General features: G+C 66.9%; 22 protein-coding genes. 6 read left to right on the forward strand and 16 right to left on the reverse strand.

What is annotated here, in order from left to right; all coding sequences use genetic code 11:
• The first annotated feature begins 2 nt into the window (after positions 1-2).
• Both IPG63_01750 and IPG63_01755 read left to right on the forward strand, forming a co-directional pair.
• Positions 3-590: a hypothetical protein gene (locus IPG63_01750; GenBank protein MBK6725976.1), complete on the forward strand. Its 588-nt coding sequence runs from the start codon at positions 3-5 to the stop codon at positions 588-590.
• 85 nt (positions 591-675) lie between these two features.
• On the forward strand, positions 676-2,139 hold the full coding sequence (locus IPG63_01755) for a M28 family peptidase (GenBank protein ID MBK6725977.1): 1,464 nt from the start codon (positions 676-678) through the stop codon (positions 2,137-2,139).
• Positions 2,140-2,983: 844 nt separating this feature from the next.
• On the opposite strand, the gene IPG63_01760 is transcribed toward IPG63_01755, so the two are convergent.
• Together IPG63_01760 and sufT are read right to left on the reverse strand one after the other, a co-directional pair.
• A complete protein-coding gene (locus IPG63_01760) occupies positions 2,984-4,171 on the reverse strand; it encodes a hypothetical protein (GenBank protein ID MBK6725978.1) in 1,188 nt (395 codons plus the stop codon).
• 58 nt (positions 4,172-4,229) lie between these two features.
• Positions 4,230-4,790: a putative Fe-S cluster assembly protein SufT gene (gene sufT, locus IPG63_01765; GenBank protein ID MBK6725979.1), complete on the reverse strand. Its 561-nt coding sequence runs from the start codon at positions 4,788-4,790 to the stop codon at positions 4,230-4,232.
• A gap of 99 nt (positions 4,791-4,889) precedes the next feature.
• Here sufT and IPG63_01770 point away from each other — a divergent pair, with 99 nt between their 5' ends.
• The gene (locus IPG63_01770) at positions 4,890-5,339 is read left to right on the forward strand and encodes a hypothetical protein (protein ID MBK6725980.1); all 450 of its coding nucleotides are present in this window, start codon (positions 4,890-4,892) and stop codon (positions 5,337-5,339) included.
• On the opposite strand, the gene IPG63_01775 is transcribed toward IPG63_01770, so the two are convergent.
• From IPG63_01775 to IPG63_01795, 5 genes are read right to left on the reverse strand one after another with little or no spacing between them, the layout of a single operon-like run.
• Positions 5,317-6,111 (reverse strand): thymidylate synthase, encoded by a 795-nt coding sequence (locus IPG63_01775; protein MBK6725981.1) that lies wholly within the window; start codon positions 6,109-6,111, stop codon positions 5,317-5,319. The genes IPG63_01770 and IPG63_01775 overlap by 23 nt on opposite strands.
• On the reverse strand, positions 6,111-6,956 hold the full coding sequence (locus IPG63_01780) for a prolipoprotein diacylglyceryl transferase (protein ID MBK6725982.1): 846 nt from the start codon (positions 6,954-6,956) through the stop codon (positions 6,111-6,113). Before IPG63_01780 ends, IPG63_01775 begins: the two co-directional genes overlap by 1 nt.
• Positions 6,957-6,968: 12 nt before the next feature.
• On the reverse strand, positions 6,969-8,156 hold the full coding sequence (locus tag IPG63_01785; protein MBK6725983.1) for a class I SAM-dependent rRNA methyltransferase: 1,188 nt from the start codon (positions 8,154-8,156) through the stop codon (positions 6,969-6,971).
• A gap of 38 nt (positions 8,157-8,194) precedes the next feature.
• The gene (locus IPG63_01790) at positions 8,195-8,944 is read right to left on the reverse strand and encodes a TerC family protein (protein MBK6725984.1); all 750 of its coding nucleotides are present in this window, start codon (positions 8,942-8,944) and stop codon (positions 8,195-8,197) included.
• Positions 8,945-8,947: 3 nt separating this feature from the next.
• Positions 8,948-9,328: a diacylglycerol kinase gene (locus IPG63_01795; GenBank protein MBK6725985.1), complete on the reverse strand. Its 381-nt coding sequence runs from the start codon at positions 9,326-9,328 to the stop codon at positions 8,948-8,950.
• A 207-nt stretch (positions 9,329-9,535) separates the two neighbouring features.
• Between IPG63_01795 and IPG63_01800 the strand changes: the two genes are divergently transcribed.
• Positions 9,536-10,198: a DUF533 domain-containing protein gene (locus IPG63_01800; GenBank protein MBK6725986.1), complete on the forward strand. Its 663-nt coding sequence runs from the start codon at positions 9,536-9,538 to the stop codon at positions 10,196-10,198.
• 97 nt (positions 10,199-10,295) lie between these two features.
• Here IPG63_01800 and IPG63_01805 read toward each other — a convergent pair whose 3' ends face one another.
• From IPG63_01805 to IPG63_01845, 9 genes are all read right to left on the reverse strand, one after another.
• Positions 10,296-11,534, reverse strand: coding sequence for a hypothetical protein (locus tag IPG63_01805; protein MBK6725987.1), 1,239 nt, complete (start codon positions 11,532-11,534; stop codon positions 10,296-10,298).
• Positions 11,535-11,551: 17 nt separating this feature from the next.
• Positions 11,552-12,334 carry an rRNA methyltransferase gene (locus tag IPG63_01810; GenBank protein MBK6725988.1) on the reverse strand — a complete coding sequence of 261 codons (783 nt, stop codon included), beginning with the start codon at positions 12,332-12,334 and terminating at the stop codon, positions 11,552-11,554.
• Positions 12,334-13,734, reverse strand: a complete 1,401-nt coding sequence (locus tag IPG63_01815; protein ID MBK6725989.1) for a hypothetical protein — start codon at positions 13,732-13,734, stop codon at positions 12,334-12,336. The genes IPG63_01810 and IPG63_01815 overlap by 1 nt, the downstream gene beginning before the upstream one ends.
• Before the next feature lie 5 nt (positions 13,735-13,739).
• Complete coding sequence (locus tag IPG63_01820) at positions 13,740-15,002, reverse strand: hypothetical protein (GenBank protein MBK6725990.1); 1,263 nt, start codon at positions 15,000-15,002, stop codon at positions 13,740-13,742.
• A gap of 135 nt (positions 15,003-15,137) precedes the next feature.
• Complete coding sequence (locus tag IPG63_01825) at positions 15,138-16,301, reverse strand: cell surface protein (protein ID MBK6725991.1); 1,164 nt, start codon at positions 16,299-16,301, stop codon at positions 15,138-15,140.
• 154 nt (positions 16,302-16,455) lie between these two features.
• Complete coding sequence (locus IPG63_01830) at positions 16,456-17,472, reverse strand: fructose-bisphosphate aldolase class I (protein MBK6725992.1); 1,017 nt, start codon at positions 17,470-17,472, stop codon at positions 16,456-16,458.
• 153 nt (positions 17,473-17,625) lie between these two features.
• Positions 17,626-18,483 carry a hypothetical protein gene (locus IPG63_01835; GenBank protein ID MBK6725993.1) on the reverse strand — a complete coding sequence of 286 codons (858 nt, stop codon included), beginning with the start codon at positions 18,481-18,483 and terminating at the stop codon, positions 17,626-17,628.
• Positions 18,484-18,491: 8 nt separating this feature from the next.
• Positions 18,492-20,030: a sulfotransferase gene (locus tag IPG63_01840; GenBank protein ID MBK6725994.1), complete on the reverse strand. Its 1,539-nt coding sequence runs from the start codon at positions 20,028-20,030 to the stop codon at positions 18,492-18,494.
• Between the two features lie 56 nt (positions 20,031-20,086).
• On the reverse strand, positions 20,087-22,192 hold the full coding sequence (locus IPG63_01845; GenBank protein ID MBK6725995.1) for a bifunctional (p)ppGpp synthetase/guanosine-3',5'-bis(diphosphate) 3'-pyrophosphohydrolase: 2,106 nt from the start codon (positions 22,190-22,192) through the stop codon (positions 20,087-20,089).
• 194 nt (positions 22,193-22,386) lie between these two features.
• Here IPG63_01845 and IPG63_01850 point away from each other — a divergent pair, with 194 nt between their 5' ends.
• Positions 22,387-23,466 (forward strand): class I SAM-dependent methyltransferase, encoded by a 1,080-nt coding sequence (locus IPG63_01850; GenBank protein ID MBK6725996.1) that lies wholly within the window; start codon positions 22,387-22,389, stop codon positions 23,464-23,466.
• A 75-nt stretch (positions 23,467-23,541) separates the two neighbouring features.
• Positions 23,542-24,615: an acyltransferase gene (locus IPG63_01855; GenBank protein MBK6725997.1), complete on the forward strand. Its 1,074-nt coding sequence runs from the start codon at positions 23,542-23,544 to the stop codon at positions 24,613-24,615.
• Positions 24,616-24,628: the final 13 nt, after the last annotated feature.

Genomic DNA, 24,628 nt, shown 5'->3' on the forward strand with positions numbered 1-24,628 from the left:
ACGTGGTGCGCGACGACGTCAACATCTTCAACTCGATGGGCTGGCGACGAATGACGCCGTCCTTGCCCGGCGGCATCTGGATTTTCACCTTGAACACCGCGCTGGCCAATGGTTCGGTGCTGGACGCCTGGGTCAATCCGACAAGCCCGCCCGCGGGCAGCCGCAACGAACTGCTGACCCTGCCCGAGGGCCACGTGCGCCTGGCGGTCAAGACCACCGACCTCGGCGGCGGTCAAACGCGCTACGAGTACGCCCTGGCGAACCACGATTTCGACCGCCAGATCGGTTCGTTCTTCGTGCCCACCGGCGGCAACAGCGTCGGCAATCTCTACTTCCACGATGTCGATCGCAATGCCGGCAGCGACTGGATCGCGACACAGGACGCGAACGGCATCACCTGGACCAAGCCCGCGGCCAGCGCCGGGCTCGACTGGGGCACGCTGTACAACTTCGGCTTCACCGCGGCGACGCCGCCGACGAATGCTTCCGCGACGCTGGCGGCGGTGGAAGTCGGCGCACCCGCGCAATTGACCCTCCAGACGCTGGCGCCCACCGACATCGGCCTGGTGTTCGCCGACGGCTTCGAGTGACGAAGCGGGCCGCGCGCAGGACGAACGTCACACGGGACAGGCGCGCGGCTCTGCCAGAATCGGCGCTTCGTCTGCGGAGACTGCGATGCGCCTGCTGCCCGTGTATTTCCTGATCGCCTGCGGCCTTGCCTGCGCGCAGACACCGGTACCACCGTCCCCGATCGCCGAACCGGCGATGACCACCGCGGCGCAACTGCGCGACACCGCGATGCAAGGCAGCGGCGCCTATGCGCTGGTCGAATCGCTGACCACCGAGGTCGGCGCGCGCATGGCCGGCACGCCCGCCGACGCACGCGCGGTGCGCTGGGCCGAGCAGAAGTTCAAGGCACTGGGCTTCGACCGCGTGCTGCTGGAACCGGTCAGCTTCCCGGTGTGGAGACGCGGCCATGAGAGCGCCGAGGTGCTGGCACCGGCGCCGCAAAAGCTGTCCATCCTCGCGCTCGGATTTTCCTCGGGCACACCCAAGGGCGGTGTCGAGGCCGAGATCGTGCGCTTCCCGGATCTGGCCGCACTGAGCGCAGCCAGCGCGGACGAGGTGCGCGGCAAGATCGTATTCGTGTCGCAGAAGATGGAGCGGCGCCGCGACGGCGGCGGTTACGGCCCGGCGGTCGCGGTGCGCGGCCAGAGCGCAGAGATCGCCGGGCGCAAGGGCGCGGTCGCAGTGCTGATCCGCTCGATCGGCACCGACAGCGACCGCTTCCCGCACACCGGTGGCGCGCTGTGGCTCGGCCAGATCGCGCTAGACCCGCAAATCGCCAAGCGTGCGCGCAAGCTCCGCGACGGTTCGCTGATCGCAACCACGCTGGTGCCCGCTGCGGCGCTCAGCAACCCCGATGCCGACCAGCTCGACCGTCTGGTCGCGCGCGGTGCGCCGATGCGGATCAAGCTCGAACTCGATGTCGGCCTGGCCGGCGAGTACACCAGCCACAACGTCATCGGCGAATTGACCGGGCGCGAGAAACCGGACGAGTTCGTGCTGATCGGCGGCCATCTCGATTCCTGGGACCCGGGCACCGGCGCCATCGACGACGCCGCCGGCGTCGGCATCACCATGGCCGCGGGCGCGATGATTGCGCGGCTGCCGCAGCGTCCGCGGCGCAGCATCCGCGTCGTCGCGTTCGCCAATGAAGAGCAGGGCCTGTACGGCGGCAATGCCTATGCCCGCGCGCATGCCGACGCGGCGCAGACCCATGTCGCGATTGCCGAGTCCGACTTCGGCGCCGACCTGATCTATCGCTTCGACTCGAACGTCGCGGCCGGTTCCTTGCCGGTCGCCGATGCGATTGGCAGCGTGCTCTATCCGCTCGGCATCGAACGCGGCGGCAATGTCGCACGCGTCGGTTCCGACATCGGCCCGATCGCCAAGCTCGGCGTGCCGGCGTTTTCGCTAAGCCAGGACGGAATCGACTACTTCGACTACCACCACACCGCGAACGACACCCTCGACAAGGTCGACGCCGCCAAGCTCGACCAGAACGTCGCCGCCTACGCCGCATTCGCCTATCTCGCCGCGGAAGCCGAAGCGAAGATCACCGCACCGAAAATGTAGGAGCGCCACTTGTGGCGCGATCGGTGACGCGGCCAGCTGCGGTGATCGCGATCACGTTTCATCGCGAACGCCGAATGCATCGCGTCGCATTGCGAACAACGCCCGTCGCGAACATCGGGTGCATCGCGTCACCGGTCGCGACCGTTGACGCGGCCACACGCGGTGATCGCGAACACGTTTCATCGCGAACGCCGAATGCATCGCGTCGCATTGCGAACAACGCCCGTCGCGAACATCGGGTGCATCGCGTCACCGGTCGCGGCCGGGGCCGCGGCCACATGCGGTGGTCGCGAACACGTTTCATCGCGAACGCCGGGTGCATCGCGTCGCGTTGCGAACAACGCCCATCGCGAACATCGGGTGCATCGCGTCGCCGGTCGCGGCCGGGGTCGCGGCCACATGCGGTGGTCGCGAACACGTTTCATCGCGAACGCCGGGTGCATCGCGTCGCGTTGCGAACAACGCCCATCGCGAACATCGGATGCATCGCGTCACCGGTCGCGGCCACATGCGGTGGTCGCGAACACGTTTCATCGCGAACGCCGGATGCATCGCGTCGCATTGCGAACAACGCCCGTCGCGAACATCGGATGCATCGCGTCACCGGTCGCGGCCGGGGCCGCTCCTACACCGCACGATTGAACCACGTCGATACGACGTAGGAGCGACCCCGGTCGCGACCGGTGACGCGGCCACATGCGGTGGTCGCGAACACGTTTCATCGCGAACGCCGGGTGCATCGCGCCGCATTGCGAACAACGCCCGTCGCGAACATCGGGTGCATCGCGTCACCGGTCGCGACCGGGGTCGCTCCTACACCGCTCGGATCAATGTCTGCGATGCATCACACCGCAATTTCCATCGCGCCGCCGCGCAGGCAATGGTCGCTGGCCATGCTGGCGCCGTAGGCACCGGCGGGGAAGAACGCGAGCAGATTGCCCTCGCGCATCTCCGGCAGGGCGATGCCGCGGCCGAAGACGTCGCCGGACTCGTTGATGTTCCCGGCGATGGTGTAGCGCTGGCTCGCCTCGGCGCGCGGCTGCTGCAGCGCGATGGCGGTCAGGCCGATGTTGTACATCGCCGGATTGAGGTTGACCGCGAAACCGGCATTGACACCTAGCCAGGTCTCGCCGCGACGTGCTTCGACGGTGTTCGCCTCGACCAGGAGCATGCCCGAGGAAGCCGACACGAAGGTCCCGGGTTCGCACCAGATGCAGGCACCGACCGGCGCCAGTACCTCCGCAATCAGCGCCGCCCAGGTGCCGAGCGCGAGCGGATGGTCCTGCTCGACGTAGTGCCCGCCAAGCCCGCCGCCGACGTTGATCGCCTCGATGCCGGGCACCGCGCGCGCGATCGCCGCCAGGCGCTCGAACGCGGTGCGCACCTTGGCCTCGCCGCTATCGGTCAGTCCCCAACCGAGGTGCATGTGCACGGCGTCGGCGCGCATGCCGAGTTCGGCAACGACTTCCAGGATGCGCGGCAGGTCTTCGGCCTCGAAGCCGAACTTGGCGCCGCCGTAGGTCAACCGGGGATCGTCCGAGTAGCCGACGCGCACGCCCGAATTGAAGCGCAGCCCGACTGCGGTCCCCGGCGCCGCACGCGCGGCATAGCGCCGCAGCGCCGAGAAGGTGTCCAGGGTGCAATGCACGCCGGTACCGGCGAGGTAGTCGAGATCGCGCGACGAAAGCATGCCTGCGTTGAACGAGATGTCCGCCGGCGTGAAGCCGGAAGCGAGCGCCAGTTGCACCTCGCGCGGCGAGCAGGCGTCGATGCCGACCCCGACGCAATCGCGCACCGCCTGCAGCACGCCGGGATGCCGGTTCGACTTCATCGCGTAGTAGATGCGATGACGAACCCCCACCGCTCGCAACGCCTCCTGCATGCGCTGCAGCCGGCGTTGAACGTTGCTGCGGCTGTACACGTACAGCGGCGTGCCGTGTTGGCGCGCCAGCGCGGTCAGCGACTGGCCGTCGCAGAGGATGTCGTCATCGAGAACGGTATGACTTTCGTGTTGCCACCAGGGCTTGGTCATGCGCGGGTTGGGTCGGGTGTGTGGGGGGGGGGGGATGGGAGAAAACCAGAGCGACCGCTCAATACATCATGCCCGTTTCCAGCCGCGCCGCGTCGCTCATCATCGACTGGTTCCAGGGCGGATCGAACACCAGTTCGACGTCGGCCTCGGCGATCGCCGGCAGCAGTTCGATCTTGCTGCGCACGTCCTCGACCAGAATATCGCCCATGCCGCAGCCGGGCGCGGTCAGGGTCATCTTGACCTCGACCTTGCGCGCGCCATCGTCGCGCTGGCCGAGTTCGCAGCTGTACACCAGCCCCAGCTCGACGATGTTGATCGGAATCTCCGGGTCGAAACAGGTGCGCAACTGCGCCCACACCGCCTGCTCAACCTGGTCGTCGCTGGCGTTCTCGGGCAGTTCGGGAAGCGGCATCGGCTCCTTGCCGATGGCGTCGGCGTCTTCGTTGCGGACGCGAAACAGGTTGCCCTCGACGAACACGGTGAAGCTGCCGCCGAGCGCCTGGGTGATGTAGCCGGTCTGGCCCGCGGGCAGGTTGACCAGATCGCCCGAGGGCACCATCACGGCGGCACAGTCGCGCTCGAAGCGGACCGGTTCACTGGTTTGCGAGTAACGGGACATGGCGCGTCTGGCGGGGTTGGATGCGAAATTGTACCGAATCGGTACGCTTTTATCGCCGCGCGCCGGCGGGCACACTGCAAGGCCATGTCACAATGCGCCATGCCGTCGATTCTGACCCGTTGCATCCACCTGTTGATGCTGTTCCTGCTGCCGCTGTGCGCCGGCGCGGTGTGGTCGGTGGCGATGCAGTTGACGCACCGCGACCTGCCCTTCGCGAGCCTGATGATGCCGGCCGTACTGCTGCTGATGCGCGGCCAACTCGGCTTCCTGACACGCGGCACGCGACTGCTGCTGCATGGCCTCGCCGCATTCGCCGGCATTGCCTATGCGCAGGCGCTGGCCGCCGGCGTGATCGTGGCGCAACAGTTCGGATACGGCCCGATGGAAACATTGCATGCGATGGGCGTGGCAATGACCCTGGACCTGGTGCTGGTGCGCAGCACCGCGCTGGATTGGCTGGCAGCCGCCATCGCGATCGCGCTGTCGATGGCCATCGGCGCTGGCCGGCGCGCCGCGTCCACCCCTGTCACACCGCGATCGGTGCCTTGATCGCCGGGTGCGACTGGTAGCCCGCGATCGCGATGTCCTCGAAGAGGAATGCGTCGATCGAACGGATGTCGGGATTCAACTGCAGCGTCGGCAAGGGCAGCGGCGTGCGCGTGAGCTGCAGCTGCGCCTGTTCGACGTGGTTCGCGTACAGATGCGCATCGCCGAGCGTGTGCACGAAGTCGCCGACCTGAAGCTCGCAGACCTGCGCGACCATGTGCGTCAGCAGCGCATAACTCGCGATGTTGAACGGAACGCCGAGGAAGATGTCGGCGCTGCGCTGGTACAGCTGGCAGGACAATCGGCCATTGGCGACGTAGAACTGGAATAGCGCGTGACAGGGCGCGAGCGCCATCTGCGGAATCTCGGCGACGTTCCAGGCGCTGACGATCAGGCGGCGCGAGTCGGGATCGCGTTGGATGCGCTCGATCACCTCGGCGATCTGGTCGATGACGCGCCCGTCGGGCGTGGCCCAACGTCGCCACTGTTTGCCGTAGACCGGTCCGAGATCGCCGCTGGCATCGGCCCACTCGTCCCAGATCGTGACCCCGTGTTCGCGCAGGTAGCCGATGTTGGTGTCGCCCTGCAGGAACCACAGCAGTTCGTGGATGATCGAGCGCAGGTGCAGCTTCTTGGTCGTGACCAGCGGAAAGCCGTCGGCGAGGTTGAAGCGCATCTGGTAACCGAACACGCTGCGCGTGCCGGTGCCGGTGCGGTCGGCCTTGTCCGCGCCGCATTCGAGTACGTGCCGCAGCAGATCGAGGTAGGCCTGCATCAGGCTCCCCGACGACGGTAGGCGATGACCAGCAGGCCGATGCCGACGGCGATCAGCGGCAACGACAGCGCCTGGCCGGTGGTCATCCAGCCAAACGCGATGTAGCCCATGTGCGCGTCCGGCTCGCGCGCGAATTCGACGACGAAACGGCCGAGGCCGTAAATCAGCGCGAACACGCCGCTGGCGGCGTAGCGCGGCCGTTCGCGGCGCGTGAACCAGAGCAGCAGGCCGCACAGCAGCACGCCCTCGAGGAACGCCTGGTACAGCTGCGAGGGATGCCGCATCTCGTGATTCAGCAGCCCCTGCGCGGCCTGCGCCTTGATCTGCTCGATGGACAGCCCGAGGTGATCGAGCGACTGCGGGAAGATCACGCCCCAGGGCGCGTCGGTGTGGCGTCCCCACAACTCGCCGCCGATCCAGTTGCCGATGCGACCGAAGCCGAGTCCGGCCGGCACCAGCGGCGCGATGAAGTCGATGGTGTCGAACGCATGCCGGCGTTGTCGCCACGACCAGAAGGCGAGTGCGGCCATCACCCCGACCAGCCCGCCGTGGAACGACATGCCGCCTTCCCAGACCCGGAACAGTGCCAGCGGATCGGCCGCCAGTTCGGCGCGTCCGTAGACCAGCATGTAGCCAACGCGGCCGCCGATGATGACACCGAGCATGCCCTCGAAAATCAGGTCGGAGAACTGCTGCTCGCTGATCCCGAAGCGCCCCGCGCGCACGCGCCGCACGCCGAGCCACCACGCCGCACCGAGGCCGAGCAGGTACATGACGCCGTACCAGTGCACCGAAAGCGGCCCGACGCTGAGCACGATCGGGTCGATGTCATGGACGTAGGGCATGTCAGACCTCGCTCACGACGGCAGTACCCGGCAGATGAAGCCCTTGAGGTACTCGGTCTCGGGGATCGCGGGATGCACCGGATGGCAGGCGGATTGCTGCAGGCCGGCGAGCACCTGCACGCTGCGATCGAGATGGCGCGCGCCCTGGTGGATGGTGTCGAGCAGCACGCTGCGCGGCAGGTGGTGCGAACACGAACACGCGATCAACACGCCGTCGCGCGCCAGCAGCTGCATCGCCATCTCGAAGATGCGGCGATAGGCGATGCGGCCTTCGGCAAAGTCCTTCTTGCGCTTGATGAAGGCGGGCGGATCGACAATCACGACGTCGAAGCGTTCGCGTTGCTGGCGCAATTCCTTGAGCACGTCGAAGGCGTCACCCTGCAGCGCCTTCACGCGGTCCGCGAGCGCGTTGTCCTGCGCCGCGCGGTTGACCATGGCGAGCGCGGTCGCCGAGGCATCGACGCAGACCACTTCGCTAGCACCCGCGGCCGCGGCGCGCAGGCCCCAGCCGCCGCCATAGCAGAACACGTCAAGCACGCGCCGGCCCTTGACCAGCTTCGGCAGGCGATCACGGTTGTCGCGCTGGTCATAGAACCAGCCGGTTTTCTGGCTGTCGCGCGGATCGATCTGGAAACGCACGCCGCCCTCGACCACGTCGAGGTACTGCGGCCATTCGCCGATTGCGCATTCATCGTATTCGGGCAGGGCCTCGAGCTTGCGCGCCGAACCCGAGTTCTTCCAGAGGAACGCGCGCGGCTTGAACACCTTGGCCACCGCCGCAACCACCCAGTCCTTCATCCGCTCCATGCCGAGGGTGCCGATCTGGCCGACCAGCACGTCGCCGAAGCGATCGATGACGAGGCCGGGCAGGCCATCGGATTCGCCAAAGACGAGGCGGTAATGCGGGGTGTCGTACAAGCGCTCGCGCAACGCCAACGCCACGTTCAGGCGGTGCACCAGCAGCGACTGGTCGAGTGGATGGTGCGCGCCGCGTTCGACCATGCGCGCACAGATCAACGCATTCGGATTGATGTAGCCGAGCCCGATCACGCGCTCGGCAGCATCGACGATCGCGACCTGCTCGCCCGGCTCAAACTCGCCGAGCGGCGAACGCTTGACGTCCACCTCGTTCGAGAACACCCACAGGTGTCCCTGGCGCAGTCGCGCGTCTTCGCCGCGCTTCAGAAACAGACCCGGCAGTTCGGTCGCATCCGCCTCGCATTCCCCGTCCGCGGCGCTCACTCGGTGTCATCCCGCTGCGCGCGCAGCGCTGCTTTCTTCTGGCGCCGCGACTTGGCCATCAGGTTCAGCGCCTCCACGCCGGCCGAGAAGGCCATGCCGAAGTACAGATAGCCGCGCGGAATGTGGAAGTTCAGGCCATCGGCGATCAAGGCCACGCCGACCAGGATGATGAAGGCCAGCGCCAGCATCTTGATGGTCGGGTGGCGGTCGATGAACTCGCCGACCGGATCCGAGGCCAGCATCATCACCAGCACCGCGGCGATGATCGCCGCCGCCATCACCGGCACGTTGTTGACCAGGCCGACCGCGGTGATCACCGAATCGAGCGAAAATACGATGTCGATGACTGCGATCTGCGCAATGACGTAGCCGAACGCCGAGGAGGCGCGCGCACTCGGGCCGTCGCTGTCCTCGCCCTCGACCGACTCGTGGATTTCCATGGTGCCCTTGATCAGCAGGAACAAGCCGCCGCCGATCAGCACCAGGTCGCGCACCGAGATGTCGTTGCCCATCAGGCTGAACAGCGGCGTCTTCATGCGCGCCAGCCAGGCCAGCGACATCAGCAGGCCGATGCGCGTGATGCAGGCCAGCGCCAGGCCGAACTTGCGCGCCTCGGAGCGCCGCTCCTGCGGCAGGCGACTGACCGCGATCGAGATGAAGACCAGGTTGTCGACGCCGAGCACGATCTCGAGCGTGGCCAGCATCAGCAGCGACAACAGGCCTTCAGGGGTGAACAGTACTTCCATCCGTCACATCCAGCGCGGTGCGAGCAGCAAGCCCCAGACCGCGATCACATTCATCATGGTGAAGAAAACCGCCGCCGAGCCCATGTCCTTGGCGCGACCGGCGAAGAGCGCAAACTCCGGACTGATCTTGTCCACCACCTGCTCGATTGCGGAGTTCAGCAATTCCGCCGACAGCACCAGCAGCAGCGAGCCGAACAACAGGGCGCGCTCGACCGCAGTTGCGCCCAGCACGAATGCCAGCGGCCCGAGCAGAAGCAGCAAATAGCACTCGAGTCGAAACGAAGACTCGATTCGAAACGCCGTCGCGGTGCCCTTCAGCGACCAGCGCAGCGCATTCCAGACCTTGCCCGGCCCACGCGGCAGCGCGCTCACTTCATCCGCCATCTAGCGGCCTCCGCTGGGCGGCACAGGCGTCAGGGCGGCAGGCCCGGGACAGGCTTGCTCGTGGATCGACATCGGGGGATTCCCGCGGAAATGCGGCGCGTATGATGCCAAGCCCTTGTCGCCACAACAAGTTGCGAAACGAATGCTCTTGTCATCCACCGCCCGAGCCGCCATAACCGCCACTCCCCAGACTGCCGGAATCGCCCCATGTTCGATCCGCAACGATTGCTCGGCCAACTCCTCGGCGACGCCCTCGGTGGCGATTTCGGACATCGCCGCAAGCGCGGCAGTGGTCTCAGCTTCGGCACCAAGGCGCAACTTGGGCTCGGCGCCTTGGGCGTGGCCATGGCCGCCTACGAACATTTTTCGCAGCAGAAGCCCACCGAGCCGGCAACCACAGCGGGCGCGATGCCACCTCCCGCGCCGGCCTATGCCGCTGCAATCGCCGCTGCGGTGCCGCCCGGACCGCCGCCACCGGCGCCCGCCGCAACCATCGATCCCGCCCTGCTGCCGCAGGAGCAAGCCGACGCCGTGCTGTTGGTGCAGAGCATGATCGCCGCCGCTGCGGCCGATGGCGTGATCGACCCCACGGAGCGCCAGCGCGTGCTCGATCGTGCCTGCGCAGCCGGCGTCGATGCCGAAACACGCAGTTTCCTCGAAGCCGAGCTTGCGGTGCCGAAATCCGCAGACAGGATCGGCGCCCTCACCCGCCCCGGCCTGACGCGCGAGGTCTACGCCGCCGCTGCAGTAGCAATCGACATCGACAGCGAGGCCGAGCGTCGCTTCCTGCAGACGCTCGGCAATGCACTCGGCCTCGACGAGGACGCGCGCATCGCGATCCACGAACAGATCGAGGGTCGGGTGGTGTGAAAAGCATCGCGGGCCGGAGCCCGCTCCCACAGGTGCACGGACGAACCTTCATGGAGCACCTGTGGGAGCGGGCTCCGGCCCGCGATGCTCTTGATGCCTATTTCAGCAACGGCGTCGCCAACACCCTGGATTTGCCGCCGAGAACCTTTTCGGCGGCGGCGATGAACTCGGCGGTCGAGACCTTGCGCAGCACGCGCAGGATGCGAGTGACATCGTCGATATCCTTGTTGCCCCTGGTGCGCGCCCGAATCTCATCGTCGAGTTCGCGCAGCAGCACGACCGCACGCGCGGTGATCTCGGCGCTGGAATGCTCGGTGCGCAGCGACTTCACGCCACGCCCCCAGTCGCGCAGGCTGCGATAGACGCGTTCGCGGCGGTCGTCGCTCATGCCGCCGGCGCGCCAGACCAGTTCCACCGAATAGAACTCGGCCAGGCCCTCGGCGATCCAGTCGGAGCGGTTCTCGGCGCTGATGCGCGTGACCACGTGGGTGAGTTCATGGAACAGGGTGCTGGTCGCGTTTTCGCTGACCAGAGGGCGCTGCGAATGGAAGAACAGCGAGTTCGGCGCCGACAGCCCGCCGCGCCACATCGGATCGCCGGCGCCGACGATCAGGATCTTCTTCGGCGTCTTGCCGAACGCGCCCTCGATTTCAGACCAGACCAGATGGATCATGGTCAGCGCGTCCATGCGGTCGAGCGGGTCGCCCTTGGGCGCACCGATCGACACTTCCGTCAACCCGAGTTGATCGCGACGAGTGCCGACCTTGCCGGCGATGATCCACCCGATCGGTCGGTCGAAACGACGCTCGGTATTGTCGACGACGAAGCGCCCGTCCGGCAGACGCATCCAGCCGGTATCGACATTGGTCCAACCCGGGGGCAGCACGAAGCGCAGATGCGCGACCGACTCGGTGCCCTTCTTCATCTTCGCGGTGATGAACGGAATCACCTTGTCGCCGCGGAACAGCGCCCAGTCGGCAGTCATGCGCGCGTCGAAGTCGCCGCTGTCGCGCTTGCGCGTGATGCGAACCAGATAACTCAACTTCGAGCCCGGACCGGTCGGCGTCCACACCGCACTGCCGGCGGCACCCGTGACGAATTGGCCCTGGCTCGCCTTGAAGCCGCTGTAGCGCTTGGCGTCGAAGCCGATGCCGAGCCGCGTCACGCGCTCGGCACCCTTGCCGAGCGCGATCGTGACCCGCGCCTGGTCCTGCGCCGGCAGCAACTCGATCGTGTAGTCGAGCGCGAAGGTCTGCCTCGCCACCGTCTGGGCACGCCCATCGACGCCGGACAGCAGCAGGAGCACGAGAACAACCAGATGGACAGGTCGGGACATGGGAAGTTTCGCCGGGATCAAGGACGGCAGTGTGCCGCCCATTGGGCAGCGAACACCGCAAATGCCGCGGACACGTTCAGGCTTTCGACAGCACCGCTGCCGGGAATGCCGACGCGGCGATCGCATCGCGCGACCAGGGCTTCGCTCATGCCGGCCTCCTCCGCACCCATCACGAACACTGCGCGCGCCGGCGGCGGTTGCGTGAACAGGCTCTCGCCGCCGCGCACGACGGTCGCGAGCAGCTGGAAATCCTGGCGGTGCAGCAGCCCGATCGCGGCATCGGCGCCATCGATGCCGACCAGCGGAACCGCTTCCGCGCCACCCTCGGCGACGCGACAGGCCGCGCCCGAGAGACCAAGGCCGGCGTCGCGCGGCAGGATCAGCCCGGCACATCCGAAGTGCGCGGCACTGCGCAACATCGCGCCGAGATTGTGCGGATTGCCGACACCGTCCAGCCACGCGAACCACGCCGGCTGCGTCGGCGAGATCGCCGCGAGCGCGTCCTCGAGCGAGCGCAGCGGCGCGCGCAGCACTTCGAAGCAGACGCCTTCGTGATGCTGCGACTTGGTCAGCTTCTCCAGCTCCTCGCCCGGCAGCAGGCGATAGCCGAGCCGGTTCGCCACGCAATACGAGATCACCTCGCGCAACTCGCCGAGCAGCTCCTTGTCCAGATAGACCTTGCGAATCGCCGCCCGCCGATGATGAAACACGGCCATGCACGCATGCAGGCCGAACACCCGCATCTCCGACTGGCGTCGCCCACGGCGCGCGTCGGCAATCCGCTCGATTGGCGTGTACATCAGAAGCCTCCACCGGTCTTGAAGCCCCCACCACCGCGGAAGCCGCCACCGGTGCGGAACCCGCCACCGCTGCCGAATCCACCGCCACCACCGCTGCGCGGCGAGCGCGTGACTGGCGGGATGCGCACACGATGGTGGCGATTCACTTCCTCCCAGGCATCGTTCACACGCACTGCACCGCGCAGCAGGCGATCGAGGATCGCACCGACGGCGAGGCCATTCTCGAACTCGGAGTTGCTGCTGTCATAGGCCTGGGCACGAAAGCGCGTGCGCAACTGCTCGGCATCGGTCAATTGCTTCAGCAACAGCGTCTGCTGCTGCTCGAGCCGCGCGACCTGCTCGGTCAGCTGGCTGGATTCGGTTCGCGCATTCGCGAGCGCCGCGACCATGGCGTCGTCGCGCGGCGTCGCGGTGCCCTGGGCATCGCTGCGCAACTGGTTCAGTTCCTCGCGACCGAGCTGGGCGGCGATCACGCTCACCGCCTCGGTCGTGAATGGATCATTGCCGGCGACCATCGCCGCGCGTTGCTCGAGCTGCTGCTGATGCTGGCCTTCCTCGACCTCGATCGCCTGCTCGGCCGCATCCAGCGCTGCCTCGCCGGCATCGAGCGCAGCTTCAAGCGCGGACACGCCGGCTGCGGACAGCGCCGCGTCCTCGGCTGCGGTCAGCGCGGCATCGGCCTCGGCGGCCGCGGCGTCCTGGCTATCGGCATGCGCAGCGAGGTGGTCGGCGAGCGCCAGCAGCATGCGGTAGTTGCGATGCGCGCCGTCATAACCCACGAGTCTTGCCACCCACTGATCGAGCGTGCGCGTCAGTGCATTCGCCGCGTACTCGGGGAAGCCGAAACGACCCTGCCACAGATACATGAACAACTTGTCCGCTTCGTAGGGCTTGCGCTTGCGTTCGCGATCCTCGGCGGCGACGCGTGCCTTCTCGCGCGCCAGCCGGGCCATGTCGGCAGCCCGCATCGCTTTCGCCTGCAGCGCCTGATAGTCGGCGGTGGCCGCCACTGCGCTGCGTACCGCGGTGGCGGCCTCGGTCACCCGCGTCTGCGCGGCATCGCGCTCGGCCAGGCGCGCGCTGCGCGTCGCCAACAACTCCTGCTGGCGCACCTCGGAGGTCGAGATCGCCGCATTCAACGCATCCAGCGCCGCGGCACGCTGCTCGAGCAAATTGAGCGCGCGCTGGTCGGCGGCGTCGATGCCGGCCGCGACCTGATTCGCCTGCAGCAGGTCCAGGCGCAGCCTGGCCAGCTCGCGCGTCTGCCCGCTCTCCTGGGTACGCGCGGCATTGCGACGAGCGCTGAGTACATTGAGTTCGTTCGCGAGCACATGCGTCTGCGCCCGCAGGGCCTCGATGCGTTGGTCGATGTCGCGCAGCACCGCTTGTCCGGATTGCATCGCGCTCACCATTCCGTGATGGCACCGCCGGCGACGGCGATGCGGTAGTCGGCTTCGAGTTCGCCGCGACGTTTCTCGCCGACGACGGCATCGTCGATCAGACCGTTGTCGAGCTTGTCGGCCTTGACGCGTTCGTACTCGGCCGGCGGCACGCGGATCGCGAACAGCGACACCGACTGCGATTGCTGGGTCTCCTCGTTCGTCACCGGCAGCAGGATCGCGTGGCCGGCGCCATCGATCGCCTCGACCACGAGGTAGTAGTTCTTTCCATCCGGCGCGGCCTCGTGATAGCGCCAGACGCCGCTCTGCACGCCTTCGCGATTGACGATGCGCAGGGTGTAGGCGAGGTCGAGCACGGCGGCCGCCTGTTCCAGCTGCCCGACCGCGGTGCTCGCGGCCACGTCATCGGCCGCGGTCAGTGCCGACTCGGCGCGTGCGCGCGCGTCCTGCACGGTCGCGCTTGCGCGTTCGCCGATGGCCATCGACGCCAGCCGCGCATTCGCGGCATCGAAGCGGCGCGCGGCGAGCATCAGCCGCTCACCCGCCTTGATGCGCCCTTCCAGCGACGAAAGTTGCGCCTCGGCGGCATCCAGGCGCTCGCGCAGCGGCGCGAGTTGCGCGTAGCTGGCCTCCGGCGCATCCGCGAATGGGTCCTGCGCCACCGCCGCAATGCCACTGGCGGCGGCGAGTGTCGGCGCCGCATGGGCCTGGCCCTGACCAAGCTCGCGACCGAGCGCGGACAGGTGTGCCGACACCACTGCCGGTGCATCCACCGCCCACGCGCGCGGAAACGCCGAAAGGCTTTCGGCCAATACTTTCAGGCGTTCGCCGCGCTGCTGCAGTGACTGCACGGACTCTGTGTACTCGCCGTATTCGCGCGCAGCCACCCACGCATTCGGAATGGCGACCACGGCATAACCGAACGCCAGCACGAACCCCGCGATCAGCGAGCGCTTGGCCCAGCGCCAGCGGTCGACCCAGACCTCGGCGAGCCGCAACGCGAACGATCGCGGCGGCGGCGTGTAGGCGAAACGGTCCTGCTTGAGTTCCTCGACGCCCTTGCGAATGAGCGCCGAGGTGACCTCGATGCCCTGGCTCGCATAGATCTGCTGGACGCGTGCGACGAACGCATCATCACGCAGGTCCGAGGCGAGTTCGCGCTCGACCAGCGACTGCTCGTGACGCAAGGTGTCGACGATGTCCATGGCGAGCATCAGCTCGTCCATCGACGTGCGCGCCTGGCCGAGCACCGGCTGCCGTGAACTCACGAGCACCCCACCCCGGCCATCCCCTCCGCGCTACGCGCGCGAGGGAGGGAGCAGAAGCATCGCCCTTCTCCTCCCCTTCGCGCAGCGAGGGGGAGGCCGGGAGGGGGTCGCTCTTGGCCGCACCGAATCATCGCGTCAGCGCGCTGCCGGCAGCGTCGCCGCCGCGCGGCTGAGTGCGACCAGGCGCTGCTTGCCGTCTTCGACCGCGGCCTGGATCTCGCGCTCGTTGGCGCTCGAGAGGTCACGCATCTCGTCGATGATCTGCACCGACTTCTCCTGAAAGCTGACCACCGAATCGACCAGCTTGGCGACCGATTCCGCACGCAGGGTCGGGCCGTAGCCGGCACGCGTCGCCTCTTCCAGCACCTTGGTGCCGATCTCGCCCAGCGTCTCCAGGCTCTTGTTCATGCCTTCCTTCATCGCATCCAGCGTCTGCGTGCTTTCGTGCAGGCCGTGCATGCCGGTGAACGAGGCCGAGAGCGCAGTGAACACGGTTTCGTTGGTGCCGAAGAACATCACCGCCTGCGAATAGACGCGTTCCTTGGCGTCGGTGATCTGCATCAGCCGCGCCATCACCACTTCGGTGGTGTTGTAGGAGATCGACAGGTTCTCGGCCAGGTCCTTGGCGATCTGGTAGCGCTTGTCCTCGTCCTGCAGCGCACGCATCGCGACATCACGCGCCATCTCGAGCTTTGCGTGCGCTTCGCGATCGGCACCTGTGCTGGCATTGACCGCATCCGAGGCCGTCTGCAGCGCCGCACGCGTCGCGCTCAGCGACTCCTCGGCCTTCTTCAGCACGTTGAAGCCGAGCACCTGTGATTCCTTGAGTGCGCCGCGGAAATCGCGATAGGCATCGAGGATGGTCTGCTCGCGCTGGATCTGTTCCTTCGAGTCCTTGGCAACATCGAGGTAGGTGTCCTTGATGCGCGCGAAGCGGCTCGGGATGTCGCCACGGGTGACCTTCATCCAGATGTTGGACAGGCGTTCCATGGTGTCGATCTTGCCATCCTCGACTTGCGCGACCATCGCCTTGGCGTCGTCGCGGATGCTGTTGAAGGCTTCGGTGATGCCGCGATAACGCTCGCCGATCGACATCGCCGAGATCTGCTCGCGCACGACCTCGTTGAACAGCGACGCCTGCGACAAGGTGCGCGCAATCGCGACGGTCTTGTCCGGGTCGAGGTGGGCGATGCGGTCGATCAAGGCCACGACCGGCGCTTCCTCGGGCTGCGACTTGATCAGACCGAGATCACGCAGCGCACCGAGTGCCTGGTCGAGTTGCTTGAGCGGAGTGGTCATGGCCTGTCCTCGTGGGTGGGTTCGGGAGGCGGAGATGATAGAGCGAGCCCACCCCAACCCTCCCCTCCGCGCTGCGCGCGCAAGGGAGGGGGCAAAAGCCCCGCACTTCTCCTCCCTTTCGCGCAGCAAGGGGGAGGCCGGGAGGGGGTCGCTCTTACGCAGCCATATCCGGCGTCCAACGCCCGAGCGCGGCCATGCCGTTTTCACGGGCGCGGCTGGCGACGATGGTCTGGGCCTTGGCGAAGTTGCCGACCAGGTCCTGCGACCACAGCTTGAGCGCCGCCGACTGCATCGCGCGACCGTAGGAGAACGACAACGGCCAAGGATGCGGACCGATCTGGTTCATCAGGTTCAGGTGTGCGGTCGCGTCCAGATCGGACTGGCCACCGGACAGGAACACGATGCCCGGAATCGCGGAGGGCACGGCCGACTTCAGGCAGCGCACGGTCAGCTCGGCCACTTCCTCGGCACTGGCCCTCTCCGCGCAATCCTTGCCGCTGATGACCATGCTCGCCTTCAAAATCACGCCTTCCAGCATCACGTTGTGCTCATACAACGCGCCGAACAGGGCGCGCAGCGCGGCCTCGGTGACGTCGTAGCAGGTGTCGATGTCGTGGTTGCCGTCCATCAGCACCTCGGGCTCGACCATCGGCACGATGCCGGCTTCCTGGCACAGCGCCGCGTAGCGTGCGAGTGCATGCGCGTTGGCGTCGATGCCGGTCGCACTCGGCATGTCGTCACCGATGCTGATGACGGCACGCCATTTCGCAAACTTGGCGCCGAGACGGGCGTACTCATTCAACCGATCGCGCAGGCCGTCGAGACCTTCGGTAACCACTTCGCCGGGGAAGCCGGCCAGCGGCTGCGGCCCCTTGTCGACCTTGATGCCGGGCAGGATGCCGCGGTCGAGCATGATCTTGGTGAAAGGCACGCCGTCACGCGTGCTCTGGCGGATGGTTTCGTCGTACAGGATTGCGCCGGAGATGTGGTCGGCCAGGTTCGGCGCGGTCAGCAGCATCTCGCGATAGGCGCGGCGGTTTTCTTCCGTGCAGTCAATGCCGACGCCGTCGAAGCGCTTCTTGATCGTGGTGTTCGACTCGTCGATGGCGATGATGCCCTTACCGGCGGCCACCATGGCCTGCGCGGTTTCTTCCAGTTGATCGATGCTCATGGCGGCGTCCCGGCTCAGCAACAGGGGCGCGGAGTATAGCCGAGGTCACTGAGATCGCAGCCGCAGGCCGTCCCACAAGCAGGCTCCCACTCCGGGACGCCGCAAATGAAAACGGCACCCGAAGGTGCCGTTTTCGTCTCCAGAACGCGTCGATCAGGAGAAGCGGCGACGCATCGCGAACACGCCCACGCCCGCGAGCAATGCAGCGAGTCCGAGCAGCGCGAAGGTCGAGTTGGCCGGAACCGGCTGCGACGGGGTCACCAGACCGCCGAGCACGCCGTCAAGCTGGAACAGCAGGTCCGGGCTGGCGCCACCACCGACACCACAGGTGGTCTGCGGCGTAAAGGTGGCGCAACCAGTGCCGAAACCATTGCTGGGGTTCATCCACACGCCCTCTGAACCGGTTTGCGTCGAACGGTTCGACCAGAAGTGCTGGCCGTTGGCCGCGAAACTCTGATTGGTCTGGATCGAGACCCAGTGGGTACCCGGACCGACGATGCAGGAGGTCGGCAGCGTGATTACGAACGAGCCCGTCGTATCCACGGGAGTGAGGCCGGTGTAGGTGCATTCAGCCGCGCCCGGCAGGTCCGGATCGCCACCGCCGACGCTGTTGGCGTGGATGGTGACATCCACCGTCGAGCCACCTGCTGTCCCGGTGGTACCCACCGTGGACACCTGCTGGATGGTCCAGCCACTCGGATCGGTGACGACGAAATCATCGGCCGCGATCGAGTCGTAGGCGTCGTTAGCGGGCTCGAAGTCCTGGTCCGGTACGCCATTGCCGGACGGGTTATCCAGCTGACTGTAGAGCACCGCGCTGGGCGCACGAATGCCCGGCGGAATCACGCCGGCGCTGCCGGCATTCTTGACCATCGCCGCATCGGCGGCACCAGCCATCATCAATCCAGCCGCAATCGCGGCGCTCAACACGGTCGACTTCATGCGCAGTTTCTCCGGGGCAATGGGAATCCAGCCGCAAAGTGCGAGCCAGATCGCGGCACTATCGCGCATCGGATGACTCAGGTCAAAGCAACTAGCGTAACGCCACGCTCGTCCCAGCCCGCAAACTCCCGCTCGAATCGACGCCAGCGGCCGATGCCGCGCTGGTCCAGCGGCTCGACCACCTGGGCGGCGCTGGCGGTGCGCACTTCGCGCCGCACCCGCTCCGGATGCAGGCACGCTGTGTCGAACGGCAGCCCGAGGAAATCCAGCAGCTCCTGCAGGACCGCGGACGGTTGCTGCACCAGTCGCTCGTAGGCAATGCCGAAGACACGCTCCGGTGCCCACACCCGCGCCTGGTCCAGTAGTTCGCGGTAGCCGCGCTGGTAGATCGCGAGCGCTTCGAGGTCGAAGCTGAAGGCATTGCCGTGTGCGAAATACTGCTGCAGGCAACTCAGGGCGCAGTCGCGCGCATCGCGTCGACAGTCGATCACGCGCGCACTCGGCAGCATGCGCAGGATCACGTCAACGCGCAGGAGGTTGTCCGGCAGCTTGTCGATCAGTGCCTGCCCCGCCGTCCGCCAACGCTGCGTGCGATGCAGGTATTCGCTGCCGAGCTTCGCCCAGTCTTCGGTCGTCATCGCTTCCCGCCATTCCGTCCCCTGCTCGCGTCGGCGCCGCGCGACCAGATTCGGAAGATCGGGCAGTTCCCCAGCGGCGGCCAGTTGCGGATGCGCGGACAGCATCTGTTCGACCAGGGTCGAGCCACTGCGCGGCAGGCCGACGATGAAGATGACCTGGGTCGGCGCCAATGTCGGCGGCAGCGCGGCCAGGCCATGTGTCGCGTGCGCCAACTCGTCGCGGAAGGCGGCGGCATCGAACGGTCGGTTCGCCGCCGCCACCGCATTCGCCTCGAGCAGGACCTGCCAGGCACGCTCCGCACCCGAGTGCGTGGCGTGCGCGCTGGCGCGGGCGAATCCGAGCGTCTCGCGATCGCGCTGTGCCAGCGTGCCCGACCACAGCGCATCGAGTTTCGCCCCGTCCGCCGCCGACAACGGCACCGTCTTCAGGTTGGCGATGCCCCACCAGGCCGCGCCGCATTGCGGCCGCAATTCGATCGCGGCACGGAACTGCGCCACTGCCGCCGGCACCTCGCCCAGCGCCTTCAGCACTTCGCCCAGCGCCACGCGCGCGTCGACATGTGCGGGCGCGAGTGCAATCGCGCGCTCCAGCGGCGCGCGCGCTTCGCCCAGCCGCGCCTGTGACTTCAGCAGATTGCCGAGATTGAAGGCGGCGGCGGCGAGCTGCGGGTCGAGCGCGATGGCGCTGCGCAATTCCTGTTCGGCACGTTCGTATTGCCCGCCACGACGCAGCGCCGAAGCCAGGTTGACGCGCGCGACCGCTGATTGCGGATGCAGTTCCACCGCCTGCAGCAACAGATCGATCGCTTCGGCGCTGTGCCCGAGCTCGGCCAGGGAAAGCGCGAAGATGCGGATGGTGTCGAGGTCGCGACAGCCGTCGATCATCGGCGCCAGCGCCTGCACTACCTCACGCCAGCGGCTGTGGCGGAAATCGTCGAGTGCTTGTTGCAGAGGATCGCGACCGGAGGCCGCTCCCACCCGGCCAGCCCGATCTCGGTCCACCCCAGTGGGAGCGTCCTCCAGGCCGCGATCCTTCACCGCCGCGCCGCGGTGTTGCGCCGCGCCTCGATCACGTTCGGCAAGGCTGCGACCTTGTGCAGCAGGCTGGAGAGCTGGCCGTAGTCGGCGACGCGCACGGCGAAGAACATCTCGGCGATGCCGTGGTCGCGGTCGAGGCGCGTGCTTGCGGCGAGCACATGCGCGTCGGCCAGCGCGATCGCCGCCGACACGTCCTTGAGCAGGCCCTTGCGGTCGTAGCCTCGCACCAGCACGTCGACTTCGTACTCGCCCTGACTGCCACCCCAGTCGACGTGGATCACGCGCCCAGGGTCCTTCGCCACCAGATTCAGGAAACTGCGGCAGCCGTCGCGATGCACGCTGACGCCGCGGCCCTTGGTCAGCCAGCCGATGATCGGATCGCCCGGCACCGGCTGGCAGCAGCGCGCCATCGCGGTCAGCAGATTGCCAACGCCCTCGATGGTGATCGCGTCCTTGCCGCGCCGGCGCGAGCGCACCGGCTCGGCACTGAACTCGGGCTTCTCGGTCTTCGGCTGCACGATGTCGTGCAGCGCCCGCGCGATGTGCCCGGGCGTGACCTCGCCAATGCCGATCGCGGCGAGCAGGTCGTCCTGGGTCTTGAGGTTGAAGCGCGCCGGCAGTGTCGACAGATCGACCTCGTGCAGCGCCAGCCGTTTCATTTCCTTGTCGAGCAATTCGCGCCCGGCGACGACATTGCGGTCGTGGTCGAGCTTCTTGAACCAGGTGCGCACCTTCTCCTTCGCGCGCGGCGAAGTCAGAAAACCGCGCGAGGCGATCAGCCAGTCGCGCTTGGGTTCGGCGACCTTGCCGGTGACGATCTCCACGGTCTCGCCGCTGACCGGCGCATGGTCGAGCGGCACCAGCCGCCCGTTCAACTTCGCGCCGCGGCAACGATGCCCGACCTCGGTGTGGATGTGGTAGGCGAAGTCGAGCACGGTCGCGCCCTTGGGCAGGTCGATCACCTTGCCCTGCGGCGTCAGCAGATAGACGCGGTCCTCGACCACTTCGGTCTGCAGGCCGGCGAGCAGGGCGGCATCGGACTCGGTGTCGGCCTTGGCCTCGAGCAAATTGCGCAGACCGGCGATCTTGCGCTCGAACGCGGCGTCGCCACCGCCACCTTCCTTGTAGCGCCAGTGCGCGGCGACGCCGAGTTCCGCGTGTTCGTGCATCTCCGGCGTGCGGATCTGGATCTCGAGCGTCTTGCCCTCCGGGCCGATCACCGCGGTGTGCAGCGAGCGGTAGTGGTTGCCCTTGGGCCGCGCAATGTAGTCGTCGAACTCGCCCGGCACCGGCGGCCACAGCGCATGCACGATCCCGAGCGCGGCATAGCAATTGGCGACGTCCTTGACCATCACCCGCACCGCGCGGATGTCGTAGAGGCCATCGACATCGACCTGCTTGCGGCTCATCTTGCGCCAGATCGACCAGATGTGTTTCGGGCGCCCGGCCACTTCGGCGTCGATGCCTTCGTTGCGCAAAGTCAGGGTCAGCTCGCGCTTGACGCGCTCGATGAATGCCTCGCGGTCGCCGCGACGCTCGTCCAGCGCCCTGGCGATGCGCTTGTAGGCATCCGGTTGGAGGAAACGGAACGACAGGTCCTCCAACTCCCACTTGAGCTGCCAGATGCCGAGCCGGTTGGCGAGCGGCGCATGGATATCGGCAGTGAGCTGGGCCAAGGCGCGCTGTTCCTGCTCCGCCAGCGCCGCCGCGCCACGCAGCCGCACCAGCTGCCGCGCCAGCAGGATGAAGATCACGCGCAGGTCGCGGATGATCGCGAGCAGCAACCGCCGCAACCCCTCCGGCGCCACGCCCTGGCCCTTCTCCGAGTACAGCTTCCACACCCGCCCGGCCTCGCGCTGCCCATCGATCAGCGCCTGCAGACTCGCCGGCAACTTCTCCGTCGGCAAGCGCAGCTCGTAGGCCAGCGTCGCCGCCAACGTCTCGCTATCGACACGCAAGTGCTCCAGCAGCTCCAGCGTCGGCACCAGCGCCGCATCGACCGACTCGGTCAGCACCCCACTCCCCCCGAGCAAGGCCGCAACGGGCGCGTGCTGGGTGAGCCAGTCGGAGAGGGGGAGCAGTGGCGCGAGGGGCGACTTCATGGTGACGGGCTGTGTTGCGGGCTCGCGCCGGGCAGGCGCCGGGGAATCCTACGCGATGCGCGGTCCCGCAGGTGCGCAGGCCTCGGCGCTTCCCCGGGCGCGCGACTCCTGTGATTATTGGGCGGGTCACCCCGCGATGCGCCCGATCCTGCATTCCGCCCGGCGGACAGTGCATCCGCCACGAGTATCCGTCCATGAAATCGATTTCGAGAATACTGCGCAGTCTTTCGTCGGCGCTGCCGGCAGGACTTCGCGCGAAGCCCGAGCCGACGCTGCCAGCGCCTGCCACCTCGACCTCCGACTACGAAGCACGGATCGCGCAGGAAACCGGACGATTCGCCAGCGACTTGGACGTGAATGCCTTGCCCGCGATCTTCCACTACTGGTCAAACACCTACCTGCGGCCGATGCTGGAGTCGCTCGGATTCGCCCACCCCGAGGACTTTTTCGCGAAGAGCATCCTCGCCCATGCGCGCGAGCAGGGCATTGCGCCACGCATCCTCAGCATCGGTTCCGGCAACTGCGACGCCGAGGTCCGCATCGCGGAGACATTGCGCGCGTCGGGGCTGGCGGACTTCACGTTCGAGTGCCTCGACCTGACCACGGCGATGCTGGAACGCGGCCGGCAGCTGGCCGAAGCGGCCGGACTCGGTGCGCAATTCCGATTCACCAGCGCCGACTTCAACCGCTGGCGTCCAACTCAGGCCTACGACGTCGTCATGGCGAACCAGAGCCTGCACCACGTCACCGAACTCGAGCACCTGTTCGACGCGATCAGCACCGCGATCGGCAACGATGGCGTCCTCATCACTTCCGACATGATCGGCCGCAACGGCCACCAGCGCTGGCCGGAGGCGCTGACGATCCTTCAGGAGTTCTGGCGGGAATTGCCGGAGTCGTATCGCTACAACCTGCAGCTGAAGCGGCAGGAAGCGGAGTTCCAGAATTGGGACTGCTCGGTCGAAGGTTTCGAGGGCATTCGCGCGCAGGACATCCTGCCGCTGCTCATCGAGCGATTCGGATTCAAGCTGTTCTTCGCGTTCGGCAACTTGGTGACCCCATTCATCGACCGCAGCTTCGGGCACCACTTCGATGCGAACGGCGCGTGGGACAAGGATTTCATCGATCGCGTGCATGCGCGTGACCAGGCCGAGATCGAGGCCGGCCGCATCAAGCCCACCCACATGATGGCGATCATGAGCAACGATCGAAGCCTGCGCCCGGTCGTGTACAAGCACCTGACCCCACAGTTTTGCGTACGTCAGCCGGACTGATCCCGTGCGACGACCCGACGACAACGCGCCTTGCCGACACGCGCCTGCCTGGCTCACCTACAGGACCGATGCCGCATGAGAACTCTTGCCGACGGCCTTGCCCAGAAGGGCGACAACTTCCTGTTGCTGCGTTTCATCGCCGCCAGCATGGTCATCTACGGGCACTCGCCGGCGATCACCGGCGGCCATGCACCGGCTGACTTCTTCGTCTGGATGAACTGGGGCACCTACTCCGGCAGCATCGCCGTGGACCTGTTCTTCATCGTCAGCGGATTCCTGGTGACCGGCAGCTACCTGCGCAACCCGCGGCTGCTCGATTTCGCGTGGGCCCGGACCATCCGCATCGTGCCGGCGTATGCGGTATGCCTGCTGCTGACGGCGTTCGTCCTCGGCACCGCTTTCACCAGCCTGCCGTTGCGCGATTACCTGCAGCACCCGGAAACGCTCGGCTACATCGTGCGCAACCTCAAGTTCGACATCCTCATGCAGTGGCAACTGTCGGGCGTGTTCGAGCACAACCCCAAGAGCGCCGTGATCAACGGCTCGATCTGGACCCTGCCCGCCGAAGTGCGGATGTACGTCATGGTCGCGGCGCTCGGCATCGCCGGCGCGCTGCGCTGGCGTGCCCTGTTCAACATTGTTGCGCTGGGCTCGCTGGTGCTGGCGCTGCACTATCCAGAGCAGACGCCGATGTCGAATCCGCGCGAATACCTGCGCCTGGCCGCATTGTTCGTGGCGGGCGCGTTCTGCTACGTCAACCGCGACTGGATTCCGCTGCGCGGCAGCCTGTTGCTCGCGCTCGCCGGCATGGCTTGGCTGTGGCGCAACACGCCGGTCTTCCCGTTCCTGTTTGCCCTGGCCGAAATCGCCTTCGCATTCTGGTTCGCCTACAACACACGCTGGCGCGGCTTCAACCGCTTCGGCGACTACTCTTACGGCATCTATCTCTGGGGCTATCCAGCGCAGCAAACAATCGCGGCACTGGCTGGCGGCTTGCACAGCTTCGGCAACACACTCGGCGGGTTCCTGCTCGCACTGACACTCGCAATCGCCTCCTGGCACTTCATCGAGCAACCGGCACTGCGCCTGAAGGGGATGCCGGACAAGGTCAGGGCGCGCTGGCTCGGAAAAACTCGCGCACCTGCATAGCCAGCACCGATGT

The sequence above is a fragment of the Lysobacterales bacterium genome (assembly GCA_016703225.1).
In the GTDB taxonomy this organism is placed as follows: domain Bacteria; phylum Pseudomonadota; class Gammaproteobacteria; order Xanthomonadales; family Ahniellaceae; genus JADKHK01.

Excerpts from the sequence above, each read along its gene's own strand:
- IPG63_01810 (MBK6725988.1), bottom strand. The coding sequence starts at position 12,334 with ATGTACACGCCAATCGAGCGGATTGCCGACGCGCGCCGTGGGCGACGC.
- IPG63_01780 (MBK6725982.1), bottom strand. The coding sequence starts at position 6,956 with ATGCCCTACGTCCATGACATCGACCCGATCGTGCTCAGCGTCGGGCCG.
- IPG63_01755 (MBK6725977.1), top strand. The coding sequence starts at position 676 with ATGCGCCTGCTGCCCGTGTATTTCCTGATCGCCTGCGGCCTTGCCTGC.
- IPG63_01800 (MBK6725986.1), top strand. The coding sequence starts at position 9,536 with ATGTTCGATCCGCAACGATTGCTCGGCCAACTCCTCGGCGACGCCCTC.
- IPG63_01790 (MBK6725984.1), bottom strand. The coding sequence starts at position 8,944 with ATGGAAGTACTGTTCACCCCTGAAGGCCTGTTGTCGCTGCTGATGCTG.
- IPG63_01805 (MBK6725987.1), bottom strand. The coding sequence starts at position 11,534 with ATGTCCCGACCTGTCCATCTGGTTGTTCTCGTGCTCCTGCTGCTGTCC.
- IPG63_01845 (MBK6725995.1), bottom strand. The coding sequence starts at position 22,192 with ATGAAGTCGCCCCTCGCGCCACTGCTCCCCCTCTCCGACTGGCTCACC.
- IPG63_01855 (MBK6725997.1), top strand. The coding sequence starts at position 23,542 with ATGAGAACTCTTGCCGACGGCCTTGCCCAGAAGGGCGACAACTTCCTG.
- IPG63_01815 (MBK6725989.1), bottom strand. The coding sequence starts at position 13,734 with ATGCAATCCGGACAAGCGGTGCTGCGCGACATCGACCAACGCATCGAG.
- IPG63_01850 (MBK6725996.1), top strand. The coding sequence starts at position 22,387 with ATGAAATCGATTTCGAGAATACTGCGCAGTCTTTCGTCGGCGCTGCCG.
- IPG63_01830 (MBK6725992.1), bottom strand. The coding sequence starts at position 17,472 with ATGAGCATCGATCAACTGGAAGAAACCGCGCAGGCCATGGTGGCCGCC.
- IPG63_01825 (MBK6725991.1), bottom strand. The coding sequence starts at position 16,301 with ATGACCACTCCGCTCAAGCAACTCGACCAGGCACTCGGTGCGCTGCGT.
- IPG63_01775 (MBK6725981.1), bottom strand. The coding sequence starts at position 6,111 with ATGCAGGCCTACCTCGATCTGCTGCGGCACGTACTCGAATGCGGCGCG.
- IPG63_01760 (MBK6725978.1), bottom strand. The coding sequence starts at position 4,171 with ATGACCAAGCCCTGGTGGCAACACGAAAGTCATACCGTTCTCGATGAC.
- IPG63_01835 (MBK6725993.1), bottom strand. The coding sequence starts at position 18,483 with ATGCGCGATAGTGCCGCGATCTGGCTCGCACTTTGCGGCTGGATTCCC.
- IPG63_01795 (MBK6725985.1), bottom strand. The coding sequence starts at position 9,328 with ATGGCGGATGAAGTGAGCGCGCTGCCGCGTGGGCCGGGCAAGGTCTGG.
- IPG63_01770 (MBK6725980.1), top strand. The coding sequence starts at position 4,890 with ATGCCGTCGATTCTGACCCGTTGCATCCACCTGTTGATGCTGTTCCTG.
- sufT (MBK6725979.1), bottom strand. The coding sequence starts at position 4,790 with ATGTCCCGTTACTCGCAAACCAGTGAACCGGTCCGCTTCGAGCGCGAC.